Consider the following 21,238-nt stretch of genomic DNA (forward strand, 5'->3'; position numbering starts at 1 on the left):
TTTACTCAAGACAACCGTTTGGCTATCTCTCGTTTTTACTGCTTTTGGTTTGTTTAAACCGTTCTTTAAATGTAAAGAAATTTTCGAGAATCGTATGTGTTTCACTGTTTAGTTATCAAGGTTTGTTGTGTCTGTCTCTCGGACAGCTTGTTCATTTTATCTCATTCTCAACTGCTTGTCAAGAACTTTTTTTAATTTTTTTGAAGTATTTAGTCTTCAAAAAAATCAAAACGGAGAAGGAGGGATTTGAACCCTCGCGCCGCGTTAACGACCTACTCCCTTTCCAGGGGAGCCCCTTCGGCCAGCTTGGGTACTTCTCCAAATTGCCCTACTTACTAAGTAGTTCCGATATTTATCTCTGCCGTTCTCAGCGACAGGTGATATTATATCTCGTATCTTTTATGTTGTCAAGTACTTTTTTAACTTTTTTAAAAAGTTTTTATTCTGTATTTGACAAACGGAGAGAGTGGGATTCGAACCCACGCGCCCTTGCGGACAAACGGTTTTCAAGACCGCCTCGTTATGACCACTTCGATATCTCTCCATATAATGTTTTTCAACATTTTTTGTGCTGTTTTGTCAGCGCATGTTGTATTCTATCATCAAATATCTCCCCTGTCAATAACAAATTTGATATTTTTTTCAAAAAATTGGACATATAGCTTCAATTTCTGCTATATGTCCATATTTACCGGGATTTTCACCCTGTTCTACTCTCTGTTCTACTCTCTATTCTACTCTCTGTTTTCCTTCAAAAATGCCTCCGCAACCACCAGATCTTCCGGTGTTGTGATCTTGATATTGCGATAAGAACCTTCTGAAAAGCGGATCTTCACCCCGGTCTCATGTTCTGCAACCATGGCATCATCTGTAATTCCTGTCATTTCCTTCTGCCGAATGCTGGTATATGCGCCATAGATCAGTGGGTACTGAAAGATCTGCGGAGTCTGGACGATCCATACACTGCTGCAATCCGGAGTTTCACTGACATTCCCATCCTCATCTGCGATCTTAACTGTATCCTTGGAAGGCATGCCTGTAACACTGGCACCTGTCAGTGCTGCTGCCATAAGTCCTCTTTCAATGATCCCATGATCAATAAATGGTCTGGCACCGTCATGGATCAGCACATACTCTGTGTCTTTACACGCACGAAGTCCTTCATAAACAGAATCGTACCGTTCTTTTCCGCCGGATACTACAGCAGAAATCTTTGTAAAACCATATTTTTCCACGATTTCTTCTTTGCACCAGAAAACATACTCCTCCCCTGTTACCAGGATCACATCCCTGATCAGCGGACTTTCCTGAAAACAGCGCAGAGAATAACAGAGCACCGGCATCCCGTCAAGCTCCATAAACTGCTTCTGTATTTTGCTGTGCATTCTCTTTCCCTGGCCTGCTGCCAGGACAATAGCTGTATTTCTGCACTCTCCCATGATCAATTACCCCGGATTCTTTTATCTTTCGCCAAGCTTCAGGTTCGGAACCGCATTCAGATCCCAGCTGTGGCGTGTTCCCCTGATATATTCATAGTAAGCTGCCACACCGATCATCGCTGCGTTATCCGTACAGAAGATCGGTGACGGACGGTAAAATTTGTATCCACGTCCTGTACATGCTTTTTCCATAGCAGTGCGAAGTGCTCCGTTGGAAGCAACACCTCCTGCAATGGCAACCTTTTTCATGCCAAAATCAGCTGCTGCCTGCATGGTATGCTCTACCAGTACGTCAACAACCGCCTTCTGGAAGGATGCCGCGATATCTGCACGGTTTACTTCCTCACCTTTCATTTTTGCCCCGTTTAAATAATTAAGAACTGCGGACTTCACGCCGCTGAAGCTGAAATCATATGGATTTTCGCCGATTTTTGCACGTGGAAACTCGATAGCGTCCGGATTTCCTTCCTTTGCCAGCTTATCGATCTTCGGTCCTCCCGGATATCCCAGCCCAATGGCACGTGCAACCTTATCAAATGCCTCACCTGCCGCATCGTCTCTGGTTCGGCCCAGGATCTCAAACTGGCCGTAGTCCTTCACAATAACAAGATGGGTGTGTCCACCGGATACAATGGCACAGAGAAACGGCGGTTCCAGATCCGGATGCTCAATATAATTGGCAGAAACATGGCCTTCTATATGATGCACGCCTACCAGTGGCAGGTTTCTTGCATAGGCAATAGCCTTGGCTTCTGCCACACCTACAAGAAGTGCACCGACAAGCCCCGGTCCATAGGTTACACCGATAGCATCAATATCATCCAGAGTGACATTTGCCTCGTCCAGCGCTTCCTGGATGACCTGGTTGATCCTTTCTATATGATTTCTGGAGGCGATCTCCGGTACAACACCTCCGTACAGTTTATGGATCTCGATCTGTGAGGAAATCACGTTTGATAAGACAGTCCTTCCATTTTTTACAACGGAAGCTGCCGTTTCATCACAGGAGCTCTCAATACCAAGAATTAATGTATCTTTCATTTTTTCAATCCTCTTCAAAATTCAGTTCCACACTCTTCCCGTCTTTTCCCGGCCATGCCTTCGGAAAGATCTCACGTACTGTATCCATGTAATCATCCGGACGTACCAGAGAAGGGCTGTAATGGGTCAGCCACATTTCCCCCACTTCCGCATCACGGGCAAGAGTGGCCGCTTCACGAAACGTCATGTGTTTGTAGCCTTTTGCCTTTTCGATCTTGTCATCTTCACCGTACATTCCCTCACAGATAAAAAGATCGGAACCTTTTGCATTACATAAAATAGACTCTGTCGGTCTGGTATCTGTGGTATAGGTAAGCTTGATCCCTTTTCTTGGCGGACCAAGCACCATATCCGGTGTGTAGATCCTTCCTTCATCCTCCACAGTCTGTCCCTTCTGCAGCGGATTCCAGAATTTCAGCGGGATCTCATGCTCTCTGGCACTATCAGGAGAAAATTTTCCCTGGCGCAGGATCTCAAGGGTATAGCCATAGCAGGTAACATTATGGTTCACCCGAAATGCAGTGATCCGGTACCCATTCAGTTCCAGAACTTCCTCCGGTTTCGTGATCTCGATAAATTTAATTTCAAAGGGCAGCTCCGGTGCGATCACACGAAGTGCGCTTACCACACGTTCCAGTCCTCTTGGGCCTACCAGAGTCAGCGGTTCTGTGCGGTCTGCATTTCCCATAGTCAAAAGGAGTCCCGGAAGTCCGCTGATATGATCCCCATGATAATGGGTAAAACAGATCACATCAATAGGCTTGAAGCTCCAGCCCTTTTCTTTAATGGCCACCTGAGTGCCTTCCCCGCAATCGATCATCAGACTGCTGCCGTTATAACGGGTCATCAGCGCGGTAAGCCATCTGCGTGGCAGCGGCATCATTCCTCCGCAGCCAAGTAAACAAACATCTAACATATTTTTCCTCTTTTCCTGTTCTGTGGCAAAGTTTAGCATACTTATCCCGTACAGACAAGTACCTCTCCCGGGTAAGCCTATTCAGAAACTGCGGTGCGTGTCATAAGAACAGCATCCTCTGTGGGATCTGTATAGTATCCCTTTCGCAGGCCATCCCGCACAAAGCCCTGACGTTCATAAAGCCGGATCGCATTCTCATTTCCTGCCCGGACCTCCAGATGAATCATGGTGATCCCACGCTCTTCTGCCAGACGGATCATACTTTCCATAAGGAAATTTCCGATTCCCTCTCTCTGACGATCTCTGCGGACAGCCACATTGGTCACATCCCCCTCATCCAGCACCGTAAGAAGACCACAATATCCCAGGATCCGGCCCTTTTCTTCCACAACAAGAAACATCCCATTCTCTTTCATAAGAAATGTCAGAAATCCCTCTTTTGTCCAGGGGACTGAAAAAAGTTCTTCTTCGATCTCCATAACCTGATCCAGATCATCCACAAGCATTTCTCTTAAGATCATGCGTTTTCCCCTTCTGATCCTTTTTTCAGTTTCTGGGCACGCTCCCGCTCAGCCTGTGAAACACGGAGATAATCCGGTTTGTGCTCAGCCGCTGTCTCGGTTCTGCCTTCTTTATAATAAAGGACACCAAGTGCACCTACAGCACCTGCTCTCTGTCTGGAAAGATGGGCCGGTGCAAAAGAAAACGGTACAGTAAGCTTATCTGCGATGATATCTTTAAATACCGGGACTCCGTCTCCGAGGAATGTTACGGCTTCTCCCATCTCATTCAGCATGGAAAGAAGCTCCTCAATTCCCACTGCCATCTGATCCTTTACCGTCATGAGCCTGTGATCCTCGTAACGATAGATTCCCGTATAAACCTGCTTTCTTCTGGCATCCATGATCGGACAGATCAGTCCGTTTACATCATAGAGATTATAGGCCAGTGCCTCCACAGTCGGAATCCCGACCAGTGGTTTGTCAAGGGCAAGTCCAAGTCCCTTGGCTGTGGCAGAGCCAATACGGAGTCCGGTAAAAGAGCCCGGTCCCTTGGCTACCGCAATAGCGTCAATCGTCTTCAGATCCAGCTCTGTCATCTTCACGATCTCATCCAGCATGGGAAGAAGAGTCTGGGAATGTGTTTTCTTATAATTAACTGTATATTCCGCTACCAGTGTATCGTCCTCCACAACGGCTACGGATGCCACGATTCCGGAACTGTCCAGTGCCAAAACTCTCATTCTGTCTTTTCTCCTCTCTCCTCAATGGTGATCTTTCTGTATTCAAAGCCCTTCTCAAGATCTTTTTCAATGGTAACTTCGATCCTTTTTTCCGGCAGGATCTCCTCAATGAGTTCCGCCCATTCGATCAGACAGATTCCCTGCCCGAAAAAATAATCATCGTATCCGATCTCTTCCATTTCTTCCAGATCCCCGATACGATATACATCAAAATGATAAAATGGCAGACGTCCGTCTTCATATTCCTGGATAATGGTAAACGTAGGGCTGTTTACAGGTTCTGTAATTCCAAGACCTGCTGCCACTCCCTGTGTGAACACGGTTTTTCCAACTCCCAGATCGCCTGTCAGTGTGTAGATCTGTCCCGGCTTCGCATTCATTCCGATCGTCCTTCCGACCTCGAATGTTTCCTCAGGATCATGCGTTTCTATGACCATATTTTCCACCTTTTTCTTGCACAATTATTCTTTGCATATTATAATAGAGCGAACAGCGAAATACAATACTTTTTGAAAAGGAGTGCGAAAACTATGGCAAATCCTATCGTTACCATCACAATGGATAATGGCGATGTAATGAAAGCGGAATTATATCCGGAAGTTGCCCCGAACACAGTAAATAACTTCATCAGCCTTGTAAAAAAGGGCTTTTATGACGGCCTGATCTTCCACCGTGTCATCAACGGCTTTATGATTCAGGGCGGATGCCCGGACGGAACCGGTATGGGTGGCCCGGGATACAGCATCAAGGGTGAGTTCTCCCAGAACCGTTTCAAAAACGACCTGAAGCATACACCAGGTGTTCTCTCCATGGCAAGAGCCATGAATCCGAACTCTGCCGGAAGCCAGTTCTTTATCATGCACAAGGCTGCTCCGCATCTTGACGGAAGCTATGCTGCATTCGGTCAGATCATTGAGGGCATGGATGTTGTAAATGCTATCGCAGAGACAGACACGGACTACAGTGACCGTCCTCTTGACGAGCAGAAGATCAGCTCCATGACTGTTGATACCTTTGGTGTGGATTATCCGGAACCGGAGAAATGCTAACAGGAATAATTTTCTGAAATAAAAAAGCCCCGCGAAGAGCAGACTGTAACACAGATCATCTGCCCTCTTCCCGGGGTATTTTTATACTGACATTCTCTTTTCTTTTACTTTTCGAAGGTCCTCACTTCTCCGTTTACTTTCGCAAAATACAGTTCTGCATCCTTCTCAAGTCCGGCTCTTCCGTTTGTTCCTTCTGTGATCGCCTTCTTCACCTCTTCGACCTGATCATCCGGCACAAGAAGCTTCAGGACAACCTTGTCGGTATATTCGGAATCCAGGATCGGCAAACTTCTTTCTCCTGAGATATACTGGATCTTTCCGATCCCTGTATAATCCGTCGTCACCTGAAGAGAGATCCCATGATGCTTCTCAATGACGGTACTTGCCGCCAGTCCTGCCTGGACTGCACCGGAATATGCCCGCACAAGCCCTCCTGTCCCAAGAAGGACACCTCCAAAATATCTGGTCACCACAATGGCCGCATTATAGATCCCGGCTCCCAGAAGCACATCCAGCATAGGCCTTCCGGCTGTTCCGGATGGTTCTCCGTCATCACTGCAGCGGGTGGCTTCCCGGTTCATCCCTACAGAATATACATAGCAGTTATGACGTGCATCCCAGTATTTTTTTTTCATTTCTTCGATAAAGGCAAGGGCCTCTTCTTCTGTTTCCACAGGACGGACGGTTGCGATGAAACGGGATTTTTTTTCCACAAGTTCGCCTTCGCCGCCTTCGTATATGGTTTTATAATGTTCCAGCATGGTTTACGCCTCCGTTATCTATATCCAACCCTCTGTTTCAGGCAGAGTTTTCTTTATTGTATAATAATTATCTTCATTGCACAATGTATAAGATATCATGAATTGTGAAATTTTTTTTAAGGCTTTATTTGACATCTCATATTTGTTATAATGAAACGGATTATAAAGGAGGAATATTATGAACTACGGAAAAAGATCCACTTCCAAGAAGCGGAATGCTCTGATCTCCCGTACTTCCATGCTGGAAAAAAGAGCACACGTTTCGTTTATCCGGGTTTTATTTACAGCTCTGATCGCAGTCTGCGTCATGGTTGTCTGCCTTGGTATCGGCTCCTTCCGGGGCGTGATCGCCGGAGCACCTGACGTCAACGATGTGGATATTTCACCTCTCGGATATGCAACCTTCCTGTATGATGACCAGGGAACACAGATGCGACAGCTTTCAGCCCCTACATCCAACCGTCTTCCGGTCTCCCTGGACCAGATCCCGGTCAGTCTGCAGCATGCAGTGGTAGCCATTGAGGATGAGCGTTTTTATGAACATAACGGTATTGATGTCCGCGGTATCGCACGTGCCGGAATGAAGGCGATCACCACCGGTAACTTTTCCGAGGGTGCCAGTACCATCACACAGCAGCTTCTGAAGAATAATGTTTTCACTGACTGGACCAACGAATCCACACAGCTGGAACGTTTCACACGTAAGTTCCAGGAGCAGTACCTTGCTGTACAGATTGAAAAAAAATATGACAAAAATGTGATTCTTGAGAATTACCTGAATACCATTAACCTGGGTGCAGGTTCCTACGGTGTACAGGCCGCTTCCAAAAAATACTTTAACAAAGACGTATGGGATCTGAACCTTTCTGAATGTGCCACCCTTGCCGGCATCACGCAGAACCCTACCAAATTCAATCCGATCACCAATCCAAAAGCAAACTCCAAGAGACGGAAGGAAGTCCTGGATCACATGCTGGATCAGAATTACATCTCACAGGATGAATATAATGCAGCATTGAATGATGACGTTTATTCCCGTATCCAGGCCGCACAGCTTGAGAACACCGAAGAAGAAAGTACTGTTTACACGTATTTCGAAGATGAGGTTACCAATCAGGTCATCAGCGACCTGATGAACATTAAAGGATATACCAAGACACAGGCTACCAATCTTCTTTACAGCGGTGGTCTGAAGATCATGACAACCCTGGATTCCAACATGCAGCAGATCCTTGATGAGGAATATGCGAACCCTGATAACTATCCGGCCAATGTTCAGTATGAACTGGATTATGCGCTGACTGTACAAAGCCCGGATGGAAAACAGACAAACTACAGCAAAGAAATGCTGCAGCTGTATTTCCGCGATCAGGATCCAGAATTTGATCTTCTCTTTGATTCTCCTGAGGAAGGTCAGCAGTATGTGGATCAGTACAAGGCCAACATCCTGGCAGACGGAAGCACCGTAGTATCTGAGCGTGTAAACTTTGCGCCACAGCCACAGTCTTCCATGACTGTCATTGACCAGCATACCGGTTACGTAAAAGCCCTGATCGGAGGCCGTGGTGAAAAAACAGCCAGCCTGACTCTGAACCGTGCCACTGATACGACCAGACAGCCTGGTTCTACCTTTAAGATCGTTTCCACCTATGCACCGGCGCTGAACGAAAAAGGCGATACACTTGCTACAACCTTTATGGATGAGCCTTACGAATACCCGGACGGATCTCCTGTCAACAACGCCTCAAGAAGCTACGGCGGCGAGACCACCATCCGCAAAGCGATCCAGAATTCTATCAACGTTGTAGCTGTTAAATGCCTAGAGCAGGTTACCCCGGCTCTCGGCCTTAAATATCTGGATGATTTCGGTTTCACCACACTAGCTCACGGAACTGAGGCAGATAAAGATGCCAACGGAAATATCTGGAGTGACGCTAACCTGGCTACTGCTCTTGGCGGTATCACCAAAGGTGTCAAGAACGTGGAACTTTGTGCTGCATATGCAGCCATTGCTAATGGCGGGAACTATATCAAACCGATCTATTATACACAGATTCTTGATCATGACGGAAATGTTCTGATCGAGAACTCCTCCGTTTCCAGATCTGTGATCAAAGACAGTACCGCTTATCTTCTTACAAGCGCCATGGAAGACGTTGTAAAAAAAGGTACCGGTACCGCCTGCCAGCTGGATAATATGACTGTAGCCGGAAAAACAGGTACTACAGAGGACTACAATGACCTGTGGTTCGTAGGCTACACACCGTACTACACCTGTGCAGTATGGTCCGGCTATGACAACAACGAAAAAATTCCGGAAGATGCCCGTAACTTCCACAAAAACCTCTGGAAAAAGGTTATGACCCGTATCCACGAGGGCCTGGAGGACAGAGATTTCGATATGCCTTCCAGTGTGGAAAAAGCCAGTGTCTGCGCAGAAACCGGTCTTCTTCCCAGATCCGGATGCCCGACTATCACAGAGTATTTTGATATCTCCAGTCTTCCCACCGAATACTGTGATCAGCATTTCTACGGCAGCAGCGATTACGATGAAGAGGACTATTATTATAACGAAGATACGGACGCCGATACCGATGCAGCAGCTGAAGCGATTCCAAGCGCAGCTCCGGACAGTACTGACAGCACCGACACTGACAATACTGACAATTCCGATGACGGTTCCGATAATACCGGTGATGATACTGACAATTCCGGAACAGACGACAACACCGGTGGTGATGACGGCAGCTATGATAACAGCAATGATACCGGTGGCGATGACACCGGCGAAGATCCGGTAGAATATTATGAATGATCTCCATTATAGGTATCTTTCATAAACAACATATAAAAAAAGTGGTTTCCTGAAATATGGAAACCACTTTTTTTACTTTTAATAACTTCTTACTGTCTCGCAGTTTATCAGTTCAGGCAAGTCCCACCCACCGCTTATTACTTTTCGCAATTGAAGCAGGGTACTTCCCTGGTTCGGTTAAAGTACCATCTTGGCTGCACCGTAGATTCCTGCATCATTGCCAAGTGTCGCGATCACGATAGGAGTATCCTTGCAGGATTCAAAAGCATACTCTCTGTAATATTTCCGGATACAGTCAATAAGCGGCTGTCCGGCCTTGGAAACTCCTCCGCCGATAACAATGGTCTCCGGATCTGTCACACAGCAAATAATGGCAAGAGCACCACCCAGCTGCTCTCCGACCTTTTCCATGGTTGCTACAGCTACCGGATCATTCTCCTTAAATGCGTCCAGAACTGCTTTTGCTGAAATCTCTTCGGCATCTCTGAGAACACTGTTCTCACCGGAAGCTGCAAGCTCTTTTTTTGCCATGCGGACAATTCCGGTCGCAGAAGCATACTGTTCCAGACAGCCCCTGTTTCCGCAGTTGCAGGATTCTGTTTCATGATGATCCACATTGGCATGTCCGATCTCACCGCCAGCTCCGTGATGTCCGGTCACGATCTTTCCATCAACAATGATACCACCGCCTACACCTGTTCCAAGTGTGACCATGATCACATCGGAGGAGCCTGCTGCAGCACCCTTCCATGCCTCTCCCAATGCCGCTACATTGGCGTCATTTCCAGCTTCCGCATGAAGACCTGTAAGTTCTTCCATCTCTCCCACAACGTTCTTATATCCCCAGAAGAGATTTACTGCACGTGATACTTCGCCTTTGGAGTTTACCGGTCCCGGAACACCGATCCCGACGCCTTCCACCTCCTCTTTGGAGATACCCTTTTCTTCCATCTTGGCATTTACTGCTGCTGCCACATCAGGAAGGATCTGATCTCCATTGTTTTCTTTACGGGTTGGAATCTCCCATTTCTCAACAAGAGTACCATCCGTACGGAAAAGTCCGCATTTTACAGTTGTTCCACCTACATCGATTCCAAAACAATATGTTCCCATTTCTTACCCTCTCTTATTCTTCGTCATCCGGATTTTCTCTTTTTTTCGCAAGATTTGCCTGTACACGCTTGTACAGAGCCTCTGCCGCATTGTATCCCATCTTCTTCTGTCTGTGATTGACAGCCGCTGCCTCAACGATGATCGCCAGGTTACGGCCCGGACGGATCGGAAGAGAATGGCATACTACCTTATTTCCAAGGTACTCTGTATACTCCTCATGCAGTCCAAGACGATCGTATTCCTTGTCTCTGTCCCACTCCTCAAGCTTGATCACGAGATCGATAGACTGGGTATCCTTAACGCTCTCAACACCGAACAGTGTTTTTACATCGATGATACCGATACCACGAAGTTCGATAAAGTGACGTGTGATATCCGGCGCAGATCCCACCAGTGTTACGTCACTGACCTTACGGATCTCAACAACATCATCACTGACAAGACGATGACCTCTCTTGATCAGCTCCAGGGCTGCCTCACTCTTACCGATACCGCTCTCACCTGTGATCAGGATTCCCTCGCCGTAAACATCAACCAGCACACCATGAATAGAAATACATGGTGCAAGCTGCACGCCCAGCCAACGGATGATCTCTGCCATAAAACTGGAAGTTGTTCTTTCTGTCACGAATGTCGGAACATTATATTTAACAGCCAGATCGATCATGTCCTGAGACGGACGAGTCATGGTACTGAAAATAACACATGGGATCTTGCTGGAAATGAAACGTTCATATTTAAAACGTCTCTCCTCCTCATTAAGCTGCATCAGATACGTATACTCTACATATCCGATGATCTGAACTCGTTCATTGGCAAAATGCTCCAGATATCCGGTAAGCTGAAGCGCAGGTCTGTTGATCTCTGCAGTCTTGATCACGATGCCTGACAGGTCGATCTCCGGAGTCAGATTATTAAGCTCCAGTTCCTGTACCATCTTTGTCAACTGTACACCCTTCATACTTTTGTCTCCTTTTCGCTGAAAGTTTGCATTCTCACTGCCGTTTTACCGGGGCGTGAGACACCTTATCTTCAATTATACACAATCACTGCTGAAACTGCAATGCAGCATCAGGATTTATGAAAAAATTCATAGACCTGACGGGCGCTTCTGGCATTCATGCTCTCTGTCTGTGCCAGTTCTTCCTCCGATGCATCCCGGATATTTTCCACAGATTTAAATTTACGCAGAAGGGCTTTCCTTCTGGTATCACCGATCCCCGGGATATCATCCAGGATAGAATGGACCTGTTCCCTGCTCCTGAGAGAACGATGGTATTCAATGGCAAACCGGTGGGCTTCATCCTGGATCCTGGTGATCAGGCGAAAGCCTTCGCCGGATGTGTCAATAGGAATCTCCACATTGTTGAAATACAGGCCTCTCGTCCGATGATGATCGTCCTTGACCATACCGCAGACCGGGATGCTTATCCCAAGCTCATTCAGCACCTTCAGAGCGATATTTACCTGCCCTCTTCCACCATCCATCAGGATCAGATCCGGAAGCCTTGCAAAGCTGTCAAATTCTCCGTTACTCTCATGAGTGAACCTTCGGGTCAGAACCTCTTCCATGCTGGCATAATCGTTGGGTCCCTGTACCCATTTGATCTTGAACTTACGGTAATCACTTCGTTTGGGACGGCCTTTTTCATAAACCACCATGGATCCCACAGACTCAAAGCCACTGATATTGGAAATATCGTAAGCTTCCATGCGCACCACGTTTTTCAGTCCCAGCCATTCTTCCACCTCATGAACAGCTCCAATAGTTCGTCCTTCCTCCCGCCTGATCCGTTCTCTGTCCTTGGCAAGTACCATACGGGCATTTTCCAGGGCAAGTTCTACCAGCTTTTCCTTGGTTCCCTTCTTCGGGACCCGGATGTGTACCTTCTGCTTTCTTCTTCCTGACAACCACTCCTCGATGATATCTGCATCTTCGATCTCACTCTGGAGCATGATCTCAGATGGAATAAATGGCGTTCCCGCATAAAACTGTTTCAGAAAGCTTGAAAGGACCTGCGCCTTTGTATCGCCTTTTGCCACACGGAGATAAAAATGATCTCTGCCGATCAGCCTGCCATCACGGATAAAAAACACCTGGACAACCGCATCCTGATCCCTGAGGTCTTCACTGTCATCCATGGCTACTGCAATGATGTCCCTGTCTTCCTGCCCGTATCCGGTGATTTTCTGCCGTTCACCGATCTTCCGGATACTGCTGATCAGGTCCCGGTATTCCATAGCATCTTCGTAGCGCATTTCCTCCGAAGCTTTCTGCATTTTTTCCATCAGTTCACTAATGGCGTCCTGAAAATCTCCATTCAGAAATTTGATCACCTTATTGATATTCTTCCGGTATTCTTCCTGGCTGATATACCCCTGGCAGGGTGCCTTGCACTGTTTCATATGATAGTACAGACAGGGCCGGTCCTTTCCGGTATCTCTCGGAAGACTGCGGTTGCAGGAGCGCACCTGATACAGCTTCCGCACCAGTTCGATCACGTCCTTTACTGCTCCGCCGCTTGTATAGGGACCAAAATATCTTGCCTTGTCCTTTTTCATTCTCCTGGCAAAAAGCACTCTCGGGTATGGCTCATGAACTGTCACCTTAATAAACGGATAGCTCTTGTCATCTTTGAGCATGGTATTATATTTTGGACGATGTTCCTTGATAAGATTACACTCCAGCACAAGGGCTTCTAGCTCCGAATCCGTAATAATGTACTCAAATCTGGTAATATGTGTAACCATCCGTTCAATCTTGGCACCTTTATTACGACTGCTCTGGAAATACTGGCGCACACGATTCTTAAGGCTTATGGCTTTTCCCACATAGATGATCTCGTCTTTCTCGCCATGCATGATATAAACTCCCGGTTTTGCCGGAAGCTTCTTTAATTCTTCCTCGATTATGAACATACTTTATTCTCCTGTTTTACTATTACAGTAATAAGAAAACCGGGATTTCTCCCGGTTTTCTTATGATCTGTTTTATGCCTGTGATCCCGGCTTTTCTTCTGTTTCTGCATGATCGCTATCTGTTGTCTGAGCAGATTCTTCTGTTTTCTCCGGTGCCTGCATATCCTCTGTCAGTTCCTGTCCAGATATCTCCGGTCTGAACTGAACCGATTCTGTACTTTTTGCAGCCTCGTTATTTTCCGCGATCATTTCAATATCCTGTTTATTGGACACCTCTTTTTCATCCTCGGAAAGTACCAAATCATCCAGATTCTCCGGGATATCCAGGCCCTGCTGAACTGCACGGAGGATCTTCATGAACTCTTTACCTGTAATGGTTTCCTTGCGGATCAGATATTCCGCGATCTTATCCATCTCTGTTCTGTGACTTCCAAGGATCCTCTTGGCTTCCTCATAGGAATGGTGGAGAAGCTTCATCACCTCATGATCGATCTCTGTTGCGGTATCATCACCACAGTTTAAAACTGCTCTTCCGCTGAGATACTGATTCTCCTGTGTAGCAAGTCCCATCAGTCCGAACTTCTCAGACATACCATACTGTGTGATCATGGCTCTGGCCACCTTGGTAGCCTGCTCAATATCATTGGCAGCACCTGTAGTGACTGTGTCAAAAACGATCTCCTCTGCAGCACGTCCGCCAAGATAGCCTACCAGCATAGCTTCCAGCTCTTTCTTGGTGTTGAGATATTTTTCTTCCTCAGGTACCTGCATAACGTAACCCAGTGCTCCCATGGTACGGGGTACGATGGTGATCTTCTGTACAGGCTCCGCATCCTTCTGGAGTGCATTTACCAGTGCGTGTCCGACTTCATGGTAGGATACGATCCGGCGTTCCTGTTTGCTTAAGATACGGTCCTTCTTCTCTTTTCCCACCAGAACTACCTCTACGGATTCCTCCAGGTCCTTCTGTGATACAGCTTTACGTCCCTTCTTGACTGCAAGGATCGCAGCTTCATTGATCATATTGGCAAGATCAGAGCCTACCGCACCGGAAGTTGCAAGTGCAATAGCTTCAAAATCAACGGTGTCATCCAGAAGCACGTTCTTGGCATGTACCTTCAGGATATCCACCCTTCCTTTAAGATCCGGTCTGTCAACGATCACACGTCTGTCAAAACGTCCCGGACGGAGAAGAGCCGGATCAAGAACCTCCGGTCTGTTTGTCGCAGCAAGGATCAGAAGTCCCTTGGATGTATCAAAGCCATCCATCTCCGCAAGCAGCTGGTTCAATGTCTGCTCACGCTCATCATTTCCGCCGCCATAGCGGGAATCACGGCTTTTACCAATGGCATCGATCTCATCGATAAATACAATACACGGAGCATTCTTCTTGGCTTCCTCGAAAAGGTCACGGACACGTGAGGCACCCACGCCCACAAACATCTCCACAAATTCCGAGCCGTAAAGAGAGAAGAACGGTACCTGCGCTTCACCTGCAACTGCCTTGGCAAGTAATGTCTTACCGGTTCCCGGAGGGCCTACAAGAAGTGCGCCCTTAGGTAGCTTGGCTCCGATGGCTGTGTATTTTCCGGGGTTGTGAAGAAAATCCACAACTTCCTGGAGAGATTCCTTGGCTTCATCCTGACCTGCCACATCCTTAAAGGAAACGCCCGTTTCCTGCTGCACATATGCCTTGGCTTTGCTCTTGCCTACGCCCATGCCCATGATCCCGCCGCCTTTGTTCATGCGGCGCATGGAGAACATCAGAAGTCCGAACAGAAGCAGTGTCGGCAGAACCACGCTCAGGATCATTGCAACAAATTCACCAAAAACATCCGGCGGATCGGTCTCAAACTTGATTCCCTTTCCTTCCAGTCTCTTGGTAAGTGCTGTACTGTCTTCGGTCTTCGTGGTGTAATAGCTCATATCCTCGTACTTGGAATTCTTTTTCTTGGGTACGATCGTCAATGTACTGGACTGGATCGTTACTTCCTTAACCTGGTCCTTATCCACCATATCGATAAATTTATCATAGGAGATCTCACTGCTGTTATCCTTCAGCATATTGGTAAACAACGCGAAGCACACCAGTGTGACCAGGAGGCATATCAGAAAAGCCAGAATCGACTGATGATTTTTACCTGATCCCTGCCTGGGATCTTTGTTGTCAGGTCGCTTCCCGTCCTGATCATTATTCAGTTGATTATTCATTTTTTTCCTCCTCTTGTCATTTCTTTATTATAAAGAGAAAAACCATATAAATCAACTGCGAGATTACAAAAATACCATCGAAAAAACACCGCATTGGATATTGCCAGTGAACGTAAAGTTGTAGTATACTGTTCCCAGTGAATTGGAAAATTAAAGAGGAGAGGAAATCAGACAAATGAAAATAGGTTTTGATAATGACAAATATCTGAAAATGCAGTCAGAACACATCCGTGAAAGAATCGGTCAGTTCGGCAACAAGCTTTATCTTGAATTCGGCGGCAAACTGTTTGACGACTACCATGCATCCCGTGTTCTTCCGGGTTTTGAACCGGACAGCAAGCTCCGCATGCTGATGCAGCTTTCTGATCAGGCGGAGATCGTTATTGTTATCAGTGCCAATGACATTGACAAGAATAAAATACGTGGCGATCTTGGAATCACCTATGACGAAGATGTACTCCGTCTTATGGATGAGTTTTCAAGCCGTGGCCTGTATGTGGGAAGCGTATGCATCACACAGTACTCCGGCCAGGAAAGTGCCGATCTCTTCAAAAAACGTCTGGAGAAACTGGGAATCCGTGTCTACAAGCTTTACCTGATCCCCGGCTATCCAAGCAACACTTCCTTTATTGTAAGTGACGAGGGTTATGGAAAGAATGATTATATTGAAACTACCAGACCTCTGGTCGTGATCACAGCACCGGGACCAGGAAGTGGAAAGATGGCAACCTGCCTTTCCCAGCTTTACCACGAATACAAACGAGGAGTAAAAGCCGGCTATGCAAAATTTGAGACCTTCCCGATCTGGAATCTTCCTCTGAAACATCCGGTAAACCTTGCCTACGAAGCTGCCACTGCGGATCTGAACGATGTCAACATGATCGACCCGTTCCATCTGGAGGCTTACGGCAAAACTACCGTCAACTACAACCGTGACGTAGAAGTTTTCCCTGTTGTACAGGCCATGTTTGAGAAGATCATGGGCAGCTGCCCTTATAAATCTCCGACAGATATGGGTGTCAACATGGCAGGTAACTGCATCGTTGACGATGAAGTATGCCAGGAGGCTTCCCGCCAGGAGATCATCCGCCGTTATTATAAGAGCATGAACGCTCTGGTTTCCGGCTCCGGCACAGAGAATGAGGTACGTAAGATCGAGCTTCTTCTCCAGCAGGCTCATGCAGAGATCACGGACCGTAAGGTTGTTCCGGCTGCCCTCGAAAAAGAAAAAGCAACCAATGGCCCTGCCGCCGCTATGGAACTTCCTGACGGAAAGATCGTATGCGGAAAAACCTCCGATCTTCTCGGCGCATCCGCTGCTCTTCTTCTCAATGCCCTGAAAGAGCTGGCAGGAATCGATCACGAGCTTCATGTAATCTCTCCGGATGCCATCCATCCGATCCAGCAGCTGAAGACCAAATATCTTGGAAGCAAAAATCCACGTCTTCACATTGATGAGATTCTGATCGCCCTTTCCATGAGTGCCGCAACCAGCGATGCCGCACGCCTTGCCCTGGAACAGATCCCGAATCTCCGTAGATGCCAGGCTCATACTTCCGTAATGCTTTCCGATGTGGATGTGATCAGCTTCCGTAAGCTTGGTGTTGAGCTTACCTGCGAAGCCAAGGCTGAGAAAAAGAAAGAATATCAGAAAGTCTGATCTTATAAACACCAAAATCCCCTGTGCCGGATCTACGTACAAACGCCGAACCGTACAGGGGATTTTTTTGAGGGAATCTATAATCAATCAACTTGCCGATATTTTCCTATTTAATTCATCCTATCTTTCTGATAGACAATACCACCTGTTGTAAATTTCACAACACTTCCGTTTTCGACCATATGAAAATAAGGTTCACCTTTCTGTTCTCCTGAAAATATTTTCTCAATTCCGTCACAATATATATTTATAATTTCTGGAGATAACGCATACTTTTTATAACAGTCTTTTTCTTTTTCGCAGACATGAGCAGGAAAAACGCTGCTTACTTTTTTTCTGATTTTCTTCAATTTTAAAAGGCTTTCATAGTATACACGCAAAGAAGCAGATGGGGCAAGCGGACTTTTTCCAGGATTCAAATGTCCCCACACTTCCCAGGTGAGCATGATATCTCCTGTAAAAAGCCATCCTTTCTTCTCCTCAAACAATGCAATACACCCCAGGGTATGACTGGGAACTTCCAGAACTTTAAGTTTTTTATCTCCCAGATCAAAGATATCCCCATCCCTGACTGTACAGATTTTTCTTGCCGGTCCGGGATTCCACATTTCAAACGAAAATCCCTCTTTTTCAGGAATTTCAAAGAACATGAGCTCAGACATTTCTCTCAGCTCCTGGTCTACGATCTGATGGGAAAAAGGTTCGTCATACCTTCCCACACATACTTCTTCAAATTGATAATTTCCTGAATTATGATCCACATGAGCATGAGTATTTACAACAATCAGAGATTTTTCTCCACAAAGTTTCAAAACTTCTTCTTTTAAATCGGTAAGTCCCAGTCCCGTATCCAGAAGAAGAGCTCTTTCTGTTCCATTTATCACATACATAACCGTCTTATCTATTTCATTGATCGCCCACAGATCTTTTTCCAACGGAATGATCCTGAATAACTGCATCTTCATTCCTCCTTTATTTTACAGCTCCCATTGTCAGTCCGCTTGTAATATATTTTTGTGCACAGATGTAAAGGATAATTGTGGGAATAATACACAAGGTAAGTCCTGCAATAAACAGATTCCACTGTGTGCTGGTAGCACTTCTGAACATGAAAAGATTTACCGTCAGCGGTCTCAGTTCACTGTCTCCAATGAGAATACTGGGAAGCAGAAAGTCATTCCAGGACCACATAAAAAACAATACACCAATGGTAACCGTTGCTGGTTTAACAAGTGGAAATACGATCTGCGTCATAATTCGAAAAACTCCACATCCATCTATTGCGGCTGCTTCTTCCAGCTCCCGAGGTACATTTTTCAAAAATCCCGTAAACGTCAGAATTCCAAACGCACAGAAGAATCCAATATCAAGAATGATAATTCCTCCAAGGGAATTGGTAAGATTGGTATTTGTAGCAAGTACAGAAATAGGAATCATAACTGCATGAAACGGCACGATCTGTCCGAAAACAAAATACAGATACAGATTCTGTGAGATTTTCCCACGAAGATGTGAGATTCCGAAAGCACCGGCAAACGATACGAACAGCCCTCCCAGCATAGCTCCCAATGTAATCACAACAGAATTTTTTAATGCAACTAAAAAATTCATGCTTTCCATGGCATTTTTAAAATTATCAAGATATAAAGACTTTGGTAATGCCAGAAAATCAGCCGCAATTTCCGGACTTGTTTTAATTGAATTCATAACGATCCACAATACCGGTAAAATAAAAATAAAGCCTAATATAAACATTGCTGCGGTACCTGCAATTTTCTTTTTCCATGTCATTATGACTGCACCTCTCTTTTTCTAGTAATATTAAGCTGAATCAAGGAAATTGCTGCTATGATCAAAAACAGGATCACCGATTTCGCACAGCCATACCCCATATTAAAAGTTCCAAATGCGTCATCATAAATATTCATGGCGATCGTCTGTGTTGTTTTTGAAGGTCCGCCGCCGGTTAAAGCGTAGTTAATATCAAATGCTTTAAATGCATTTGCAATAGATACAAACAGATTGATCGTAATCGTTGGCATCAGAAGCGGAAGCTGGATTTTTATAATACGATTCAGTCCCACACATCCGTCAATGCATGCCGCTTCCATCACATCAAGAGGAATCGACTGCAAACCTGTGATGTAAAGGATCATCAAAAATCCCAGGCCCTGCCACACGGTAACCACTGATACCGCCGCAAATGCTGCCGTTGAACTCCCGAACCAGCTAAACCCTGTTACTGCTTCCGAATGTAAAAGTTCTCCAATTATTGGCGTTACTTTCTGAAAAATAAATGTCCACGCCAGGGCGATCATAACTCCACTGATAATATTCGGAATAAAAAAGAACGCCCGGATCACTGGCTTACCGAAAATATGTGTATTCAACGCCAGAGCTATAAAAAAAGCCAGTACATTGGTCAGAACAATCGTAACCACTGCAAGTTTAAACGTCAAAAACATAGATTGTATAAAATCTCTATCATGAACCAAATCGACAAAGTTTTTTATTCCGATCCAGTTATGCGTTCCTTTGATCAGATTCCAACTGAAAAACGAATTCGGGATCGTTCCAAAAATTAACGGTCCTGCCAGCGCAAAAGTATAAATACACAGTGCCGGCAGCACAAGAAGGAAATAATATTTTTTCTGTTTTCTGTATAAAATGTCCGACATGTTTCCTACCCCCGTATATAGCAGGCGGACTTTTAAAAGTCCGCCTGTTTTCCTGTGTGTTTATTCTTCTGCAAGCTTTTTAAATCCTTCATCAAGAGCATCCAGGGTCTGATCTTCATCGGTTATTCCTGCAAAATATCCCTGAACATCATCGCCCAGAACATCGCTTGCTCCGCTTGGAAGCTGATTCCACAAAGTACTTCTGACCTTTCCTGCATCCATATACGCTTTCAGATCTTTATAATAATCCTTACTTGCAATTTCATCATCTGCTTCAATGTCCATGCAAGCCATAAAGCCGCCGTAGCTGTTGGTCACTGTTTTCAGCCAGTCCCCGCCATCTCCGATATAATCAAGCACTTCCAGGGCTTCATCCAAGTGTTCCCCGTTTGCGTTGGCCACGATCGCATCTGTTGCACATGCCACAACTTCTGCATCATCTGCGTTATCACTTACTGGAACTGCAAAAAATCCGATGGGAAGATCCTGTGTTACACTTCCTACAGAAATCGTTGCCGCATCTGAAAGAAAGATCATTGCTGCTTCCTGGTTTGCAAATGCATAAAATCCTGTGGCCGCATCCGAATCCATATAATTCTGTCCGGAATTTTCTTTCATAAGATCCATAAAATCAAAGACTCTGTCTACGCCATCCACCTTAAAGCTCCCTTCTCCCTTATTCATGGAATCCAGCCAGCTGTCGATCTTATCTTTTCCACCAAGTACTCCTCCGAATAAGGAGCAGAATTCCTGACTTACTGTCCAGTTATCTTTATAAATAGCGGTAAATGGTGTAATATTCGCAGCCTGAAGTTTTTCACAGACTGCTTTCATCTCATCAAAAGTTTCCGGCACTTTTTCAATTCCTGCTTTTTTAAAAAGATCTTTATTATAAAGTACACCCCACCATTCATACATCTGTGGAAATCCCCACACTTTGCCATCATAAGTAACTGCTTCTTTTGCATTGTCATAAAGTTTGTCCACAAACTCATGATCGCTTACGTCTGCCAGCAGCCCGTTCTGTGCAAAATCATATACCTGAGAATAAGAACTTACTTCAAAAAGATCCGGCAGATCTTTTGCCGCTGTCTTTGCTCCAAGATACTGGTTATAATCTCCGGACTGCATCTCCACAGATAATTTTATATTATCATGAGTCTGATTAAACCCTTCCGCTGCTTTATTGTAAATATCCGCAGCTCCGGAAGTCCACACTGCCATCTTGATCTCAACTACATCGTCTACATTTTTCAGATTACTTTTTGCGTAAACCGGCATCACTGTTCCAACAAGCCCCATTGCCATGAGCGCTGCCATTGCGCACGCTGTCACCTTTCTTCTCTTCATTTGTAAACCCTCCGTTCTTTTTTGATGAACTCATTATATTATA

At 45.7% G+C, this 21,238-nt stretch carries 19 protein-coding genes and 2 tRNA genes; 4 read left to right on the plus strand and 17 right to left on the minus strand.

From position 1 onward, the window contains the following. Positions 1–231: 231 nt before the first annotated feature. From BLP57_RS05955 to tsaE, 8 genes are all read right to left on the minus strand, one after another. Positions 232–320: transfer RNA gene (locus BLP57_RS05955), tRNA-Ser, on the minus strand. Between the two features lie 138 nt (positions 321–458). Next, a tRNA-Ser gene (locus tag BLP57_RS05960) sits at positions 459–544 on the minus strand. Between the two features lie 190 nt (positions 545–734). After that, positions 735–1,439 (minus strand): 2-C-methyl-D-erythritol 4-phosphate cytidylyltransferase, encoded by a 705-nt coding sequence (gene ispD, locus BLP57_RS05965; RefSeq protein WP_092070094.1) that lies wholly within the window; start codon positions 1,437–1,439, stop codon positions 735–737. A 21-nt stretch (positions 1,440–1,460) separates the two neighbouring features. Then, positions 1,461–2,480 carry a tRNA (adenosine(37)-N6)-threonylcarbamoyltransferase complex transferase subunit TsaD gene (gene tsaD / locus BLP57_RS05970; RefSeq protein ID WP_092070096.1) on the minus strand — a complete coding sequence of 340 codons (1,020 nt, stop codon included), beginning with the start codon at positions 2,478–2,480 and terminating at the stop codon, positions 1,461–1,463. Between the two features lie 4 nt (positions 2,481–2,484). Continuing rightward, positions 2,485–3,396, minus strand: coding sequence for a ribonuclease Z (locus BLP57_RS05975; RefSeq protein ID WP_092070271.1), 912 nt, complete (start codon positions 3,394–3,396; stop codon positions 2,485–2,487). A 77-nt stretch (positions 3,397–3,473) separates the two neighbouring features. Continuing rightward, complete coding sequence (gene rimI / locus BLP57_RS05980; protein WP_092070099.1) at positions 3,474–3,917, minus strand: ribosomal protein S18-alanine N-acetyltransferase; 444 nt, start codon at positions 3,915–3,917, stop codon at positions 3,474–3,476. Further along, a complete protein-coding gene (gene tsaB / locus BLP57_RS05985; RefSeq protein ID WP_015525921.1) occupies positions 3,914–4,639 on the minus strand; it encodes a tRNA (adenosine(37)-N6)-threonylcarbamoyltransferase complex dimerization subunit type 1 TsaB in 726 nt (241 codons plus the stop codon). The genes rimI and tsaB overlap by 4 nt, the downstream gene beginning before the upstream one ends. Then, positions 4,636–5,076 (minus strand): tRNA (adenosine(37)-N6)-threonylcarbamoyltransferase complex ATPase subunit type 1 TsaE, encoded by a 441-nt coding sequence (tsaE, locus tag BLP57_RS05990; RefSeq protein WP_015525922.1) that lies wholly within the window; start codon positions 5,074–5,076, stop codon positions 4,636–4,638. Before tsaE ends, tsaB begins: the two co-directional genes overlap by 4 nt. Positions 5,077–5,169: 93 nt before the next feature. Between tsaE and BLP57_RS05995 the strand changes: the two genes are divergently transcribed. Then, positions 5,170–5,688 carry a peptidylprolyl isomerase gene (locus BLP57_RS05995; protein ID WP_021651510.1) on the plus strand — a complete coding sequence of 173 codons (519 nt, stop codon included), beginning with the start codon at positions 5,170–5,172 and terminating at the stop codon, positions 5,686–5,688. Between the two features lie 104 nt (positions 5,689–5,792). On the opposite strand, the gene BLP57_RS06000 is transcribed toward BLP57_RS05995, so the two are convergent. Next, entirely contained in the window at positions 5,793–6,449 is a 657-nt protein-coding gene (locus BLP57_RS06000; protein ID WP_092070102.1) for a YigZ family protein, read from the minus strand. Positions 6,450–6,627: 178 nt separating this feature from the next. Here BLP57_RS06000 and BLP57_RS06005 point away from each other — a divergent pair, with 178 nt between their 5' ends. Further along, on the plus strand, positions 6,628–9,264 hold the full coding sequence (locus BLP57_RS06005; protein ID WP_092070105.1) for a transglycosylase domain-containing protein: 2,637 nt from the start codon (positions 6,628–6,630) through the stop codon (positions 9,262–9,264). Positions 9,265–9,441: 177 nt separating this feature from the next. On the opposite strand, the gene BLP57_RS06010 is transcribed toward BLP57_RS06005, so the two are convergent. The 4 genes from BLP57_RS06010 to ftsH form a co-directional block, all read right to left on the minus strand. Beyond that, positions 9,442–10,377: an ROK family glucokinase gene (locus BLP57_RS06010; protein ID WP_021651514.1), complete on the minus strand. Its 936-nt coding sequence runs from the start codon at positions 10,375–10,377 to the stop codon at positions 9,442–9,444. Between the two features lie 13 nt (positions 10,378–10,390). Continuing rightward, complete coding sequence (gene hprK, locus BLP57_RS06015) at positions 10,391–11,338, minus strand: HPr(Ser) kinase/phosphatase (RefSeq protein ID WP_021651515.1); 948 nt, start codon at positions 11,336–11,338, stop codon at positions 10,391–10,393. Between the two features lie 110 nt (positions 11,339–11,448). Further along, complete coding sequence (gene uvrC, locus BLP57_RS06020; RefSeq protein ID WP_092070110.1) at positions 11,449–13,296, minus strand: excinuclease ABC subunit UvrC; 1,848 nt, start codon at positions 13,294–13,296, stop codon at positions 11,449–11,451. A 72-nt stretch (positions 13,297–13,368) separates the two neighbouring features. Beyond that, positions 13,369–15,507, minus strand: a complete 2,139-nt coding sequence (ftsH, locus tag BLP57_RS06025; protein WP_092070113.1) for an ATP-dependent zinc metalloprotease FtsH — start codon at positions 15,505–15,507, stop codon at positions 13,369–13,371. 175 nt (positions 15,508–15,682) lie between these two features. Here ftsH and BLP57_RS06030 point away from each other — a divergent pair, with 175 nt between their 5' ends. Beyond that, a complete protein-coding gene (locus BLP57_RS06030) occupies positions 15,683–17,167 on the plus strand; it encodes a DUF1846 domain-containing protein (protein ID WP_015525931.1) in 1,485 nt (494 codons plus the stop codon). Between the two features lie 110 nt (positions 17,168–17,277). On the opposite strand, the gene BLP57_RS06035 is transcribed toward BLP57_RS06030, so the two are convergent. Beyond that, entirely contained in the window at positions 17,278–18,126 is an 849-nt protein-coding gene (locus BLP57_RS06035) for an MBL fold metallo-hydrolase (protein WP_021651519.1), read from the minus strand. 13 nt (positions 18,127–18,139) lie between these two features. After that, the gene (locus BLP57_RS06040; protein ID WP_242872558.1) at positions 18,140–18,778 is read right to left on the minus strand and encodes a carbohydrate ABC transporter permease; all 639 of its coding nucleotides are present in this window, start codon (positions 18,776–18,778) and stop codon (positions 18,140–18,142) included. Positions 18,779–18,785: 7 nt separating this feature from the next. Between BLP57_RS06040 and BLP57_RS18195 the strand changes: the two genes are divergently transcribed. Next, complete coding sequence (locus BLP57_RS18195) at positions 18,786–18,983, plus strand: hypothetical protein (RefSeq protein WP_242872559.1); 198 nt, start codon at positions 18,786–18,788, stop codon at positions 18,981–18,983. Here BLP57_RS18195 and BLP57_RS06045 read toward each other — a convergent pair. Further along, positions 18,958–19,845 carry a carbohydrate ABC transporter permease gene (locus tag BLP57_RS06045; protein WP_021651521.1) on the minus strand — a complete coding sequence of 296 codons (888 nt, stop codon included), beginning with the start codon at positions 19,843–19,845 and terminating at the stop codon, positions 18,958–18,960. The two genes, BLP57_RS18195 and BLP57_RS06045, sit on opposite strands and share 26 nt — an antisense overlap. 60 nt (positions 19,846–19,905) lie before the next feature. Next, the gene (locus BLP57_RS06050) at positions 19,906–21,195 is read right to left on the minus strand and encodes an ABC transporter substrate-binding protein (RefSeq protein WP_015525935.1); all 1,290 of its coding nucleotides are present in this window, start codon (positions 21,193–21,195) and stop codon (positions 19,906–19,908) included. Between the last annotated feature and the right edge of the window lie 43 nt (positions 21,196–21,238).

Source organism: Blautia sp. SF-50 (assembly GCF_900101315.1).
GTDB classification, from domain to species: domain Bacteria; phylum Bacillota; class Clostridia; order Lachnospirales; family Lachnospiraceae; genus Blautia_A; species Blautia_A fusiformis.

Excerpts from the sequence above, each read along its gene's own strand:
- BLP57_RS18195 (WP_242872559.1), top strand. The coding sequence starts at position 18,786 with ATGGCATTTTTAAAATTATCAAGATATAAAGACTTTGGTAATGCCAGA.
- BLP57_RS06005 (WP_092070105.1), top strand. The coding sequence starts at position 6,628 with ATGAACTACGGAAAAAGATCCACTTCCAAGAAGCGGAATGCTCTGATC.
- BLP57_RS06010 (WP_021651514.1), bottom strand. The coding sequence starts at position 10,377 with ATGGGAACATATTGTTTTGGAATCGATGTAGGTGGAACAACTGTAAAA.
- BLP57_RS05995 (WP_021651510.1), top strand. The coding sequence starts at position 5,170 with ATGGCAAATCCTATCGTTACCATCACAATGGATAATGGCGATGTAATG.
- tsaE (WP_015525922.1), bottom strand. The coding sequence starts at position 5,076 with ATGGTCATAGAAACGCATGATCCTGAGGAAACATTCGAGGTCGGAAGG.
- ispD (WP_092070094.1), bottom strand. The coding sequence starts at position 1,439 with ATGGGAGAGTGCAGAAATACAGCTATTGTCCTGGCAGCAGGCCAGGGA.
- tsaB (WP_015525921.1), bottom strand. The coding sequence starts at position 4,639 with ATGAGAGTTTTGGCACTGGACAGTTCCGGAATCGTGGCATCCGTAGCC.
- uvrC (WP_092070110.1), bottom strand. The coding sequence starts at position 13,296 with ATGTTCATAATCGAGGAAGAATTAAAGAAGCTTCCGGCAAAACCGGGA.
- BLP57_RS06030 (WP_015525931.1), top strand. The coding sequence starts at position 15,683 with ATGAAAATAGGTTTTGATAATGACAAATATCTGAAAATGCAGTCAGAA.
- BLP57_RS06040 (WP_242872558.1), bottom strand. The coding sequence starts at position 18,778 with ATGAATTTTTTAGTTGCATTAAAAAATTCTGTTGTGATTACATTGGGA.
- BLP57_RS06000 (WP_092070102.1), bottom strand. The coding sequence starts at position 6,449 with ATGCTGGAACATTATAAAACCATATACGAAGGCGGCGAAGGCGAACTT.
- BLP57_RS06045 (WP_021651521.1), bottom strand. The coding sequence starts at position 19,845 with ATGTCGGACATTTTATACAGAAAACAGAAAAAATATTATTTCCTTCTT.
- tsaD (WP_092070096.1), bottom strand. The coding sequence starts at position 2,480 with ATGAAAGATACATTAATTCTTGGTATTGAGAGCTCCTGTGATGAAACG.
- BLP57_RS06050 (WP_015525935.1), bottom strand. The coding sequence starts at position 21,195 with ATGAAGAGAAGAAAGGTGACAGCGTGCGCAATGGCAGCGCTCATGGCA.
- BLP57_RS06035 (WP_021651519.1), bottom strand. The coding sequence starts at position 18,126 with ATGCAGTTATTCAGGATCATTCCGTTGGAAAAAGATCTGTGGGCGATC.
- rimI (WP_092070099.1), bottom strand. The coding sequence starts at position 3,917 with ATGATCTTAAGAGAAATGCTTGTGGATGATCTGGATCAGGTTATGGAG.
- hprK (WP_021651515.1), bottom strand. The coding sequence starts at position 11,338 with ATGAAGGGTGTACAGTTGACAAAGATGGTACAGGAACTGGAGCTTAAT.
- ftsH (WP_092070113.1), bottom strand. The coding sequence starts at position 15,507 with ATGAATAATCAACTGAATAATGATCAGGACGGGAAGCGACCTGACAAC.
- BLP57_RS05975 (WP_092070271.1), bottom strand. The coding sequence starts at position 3,396 with ATGTTAGATGTTTGTTTACTTGGCTGCGGAGGAATGATGCCGCTGCCA.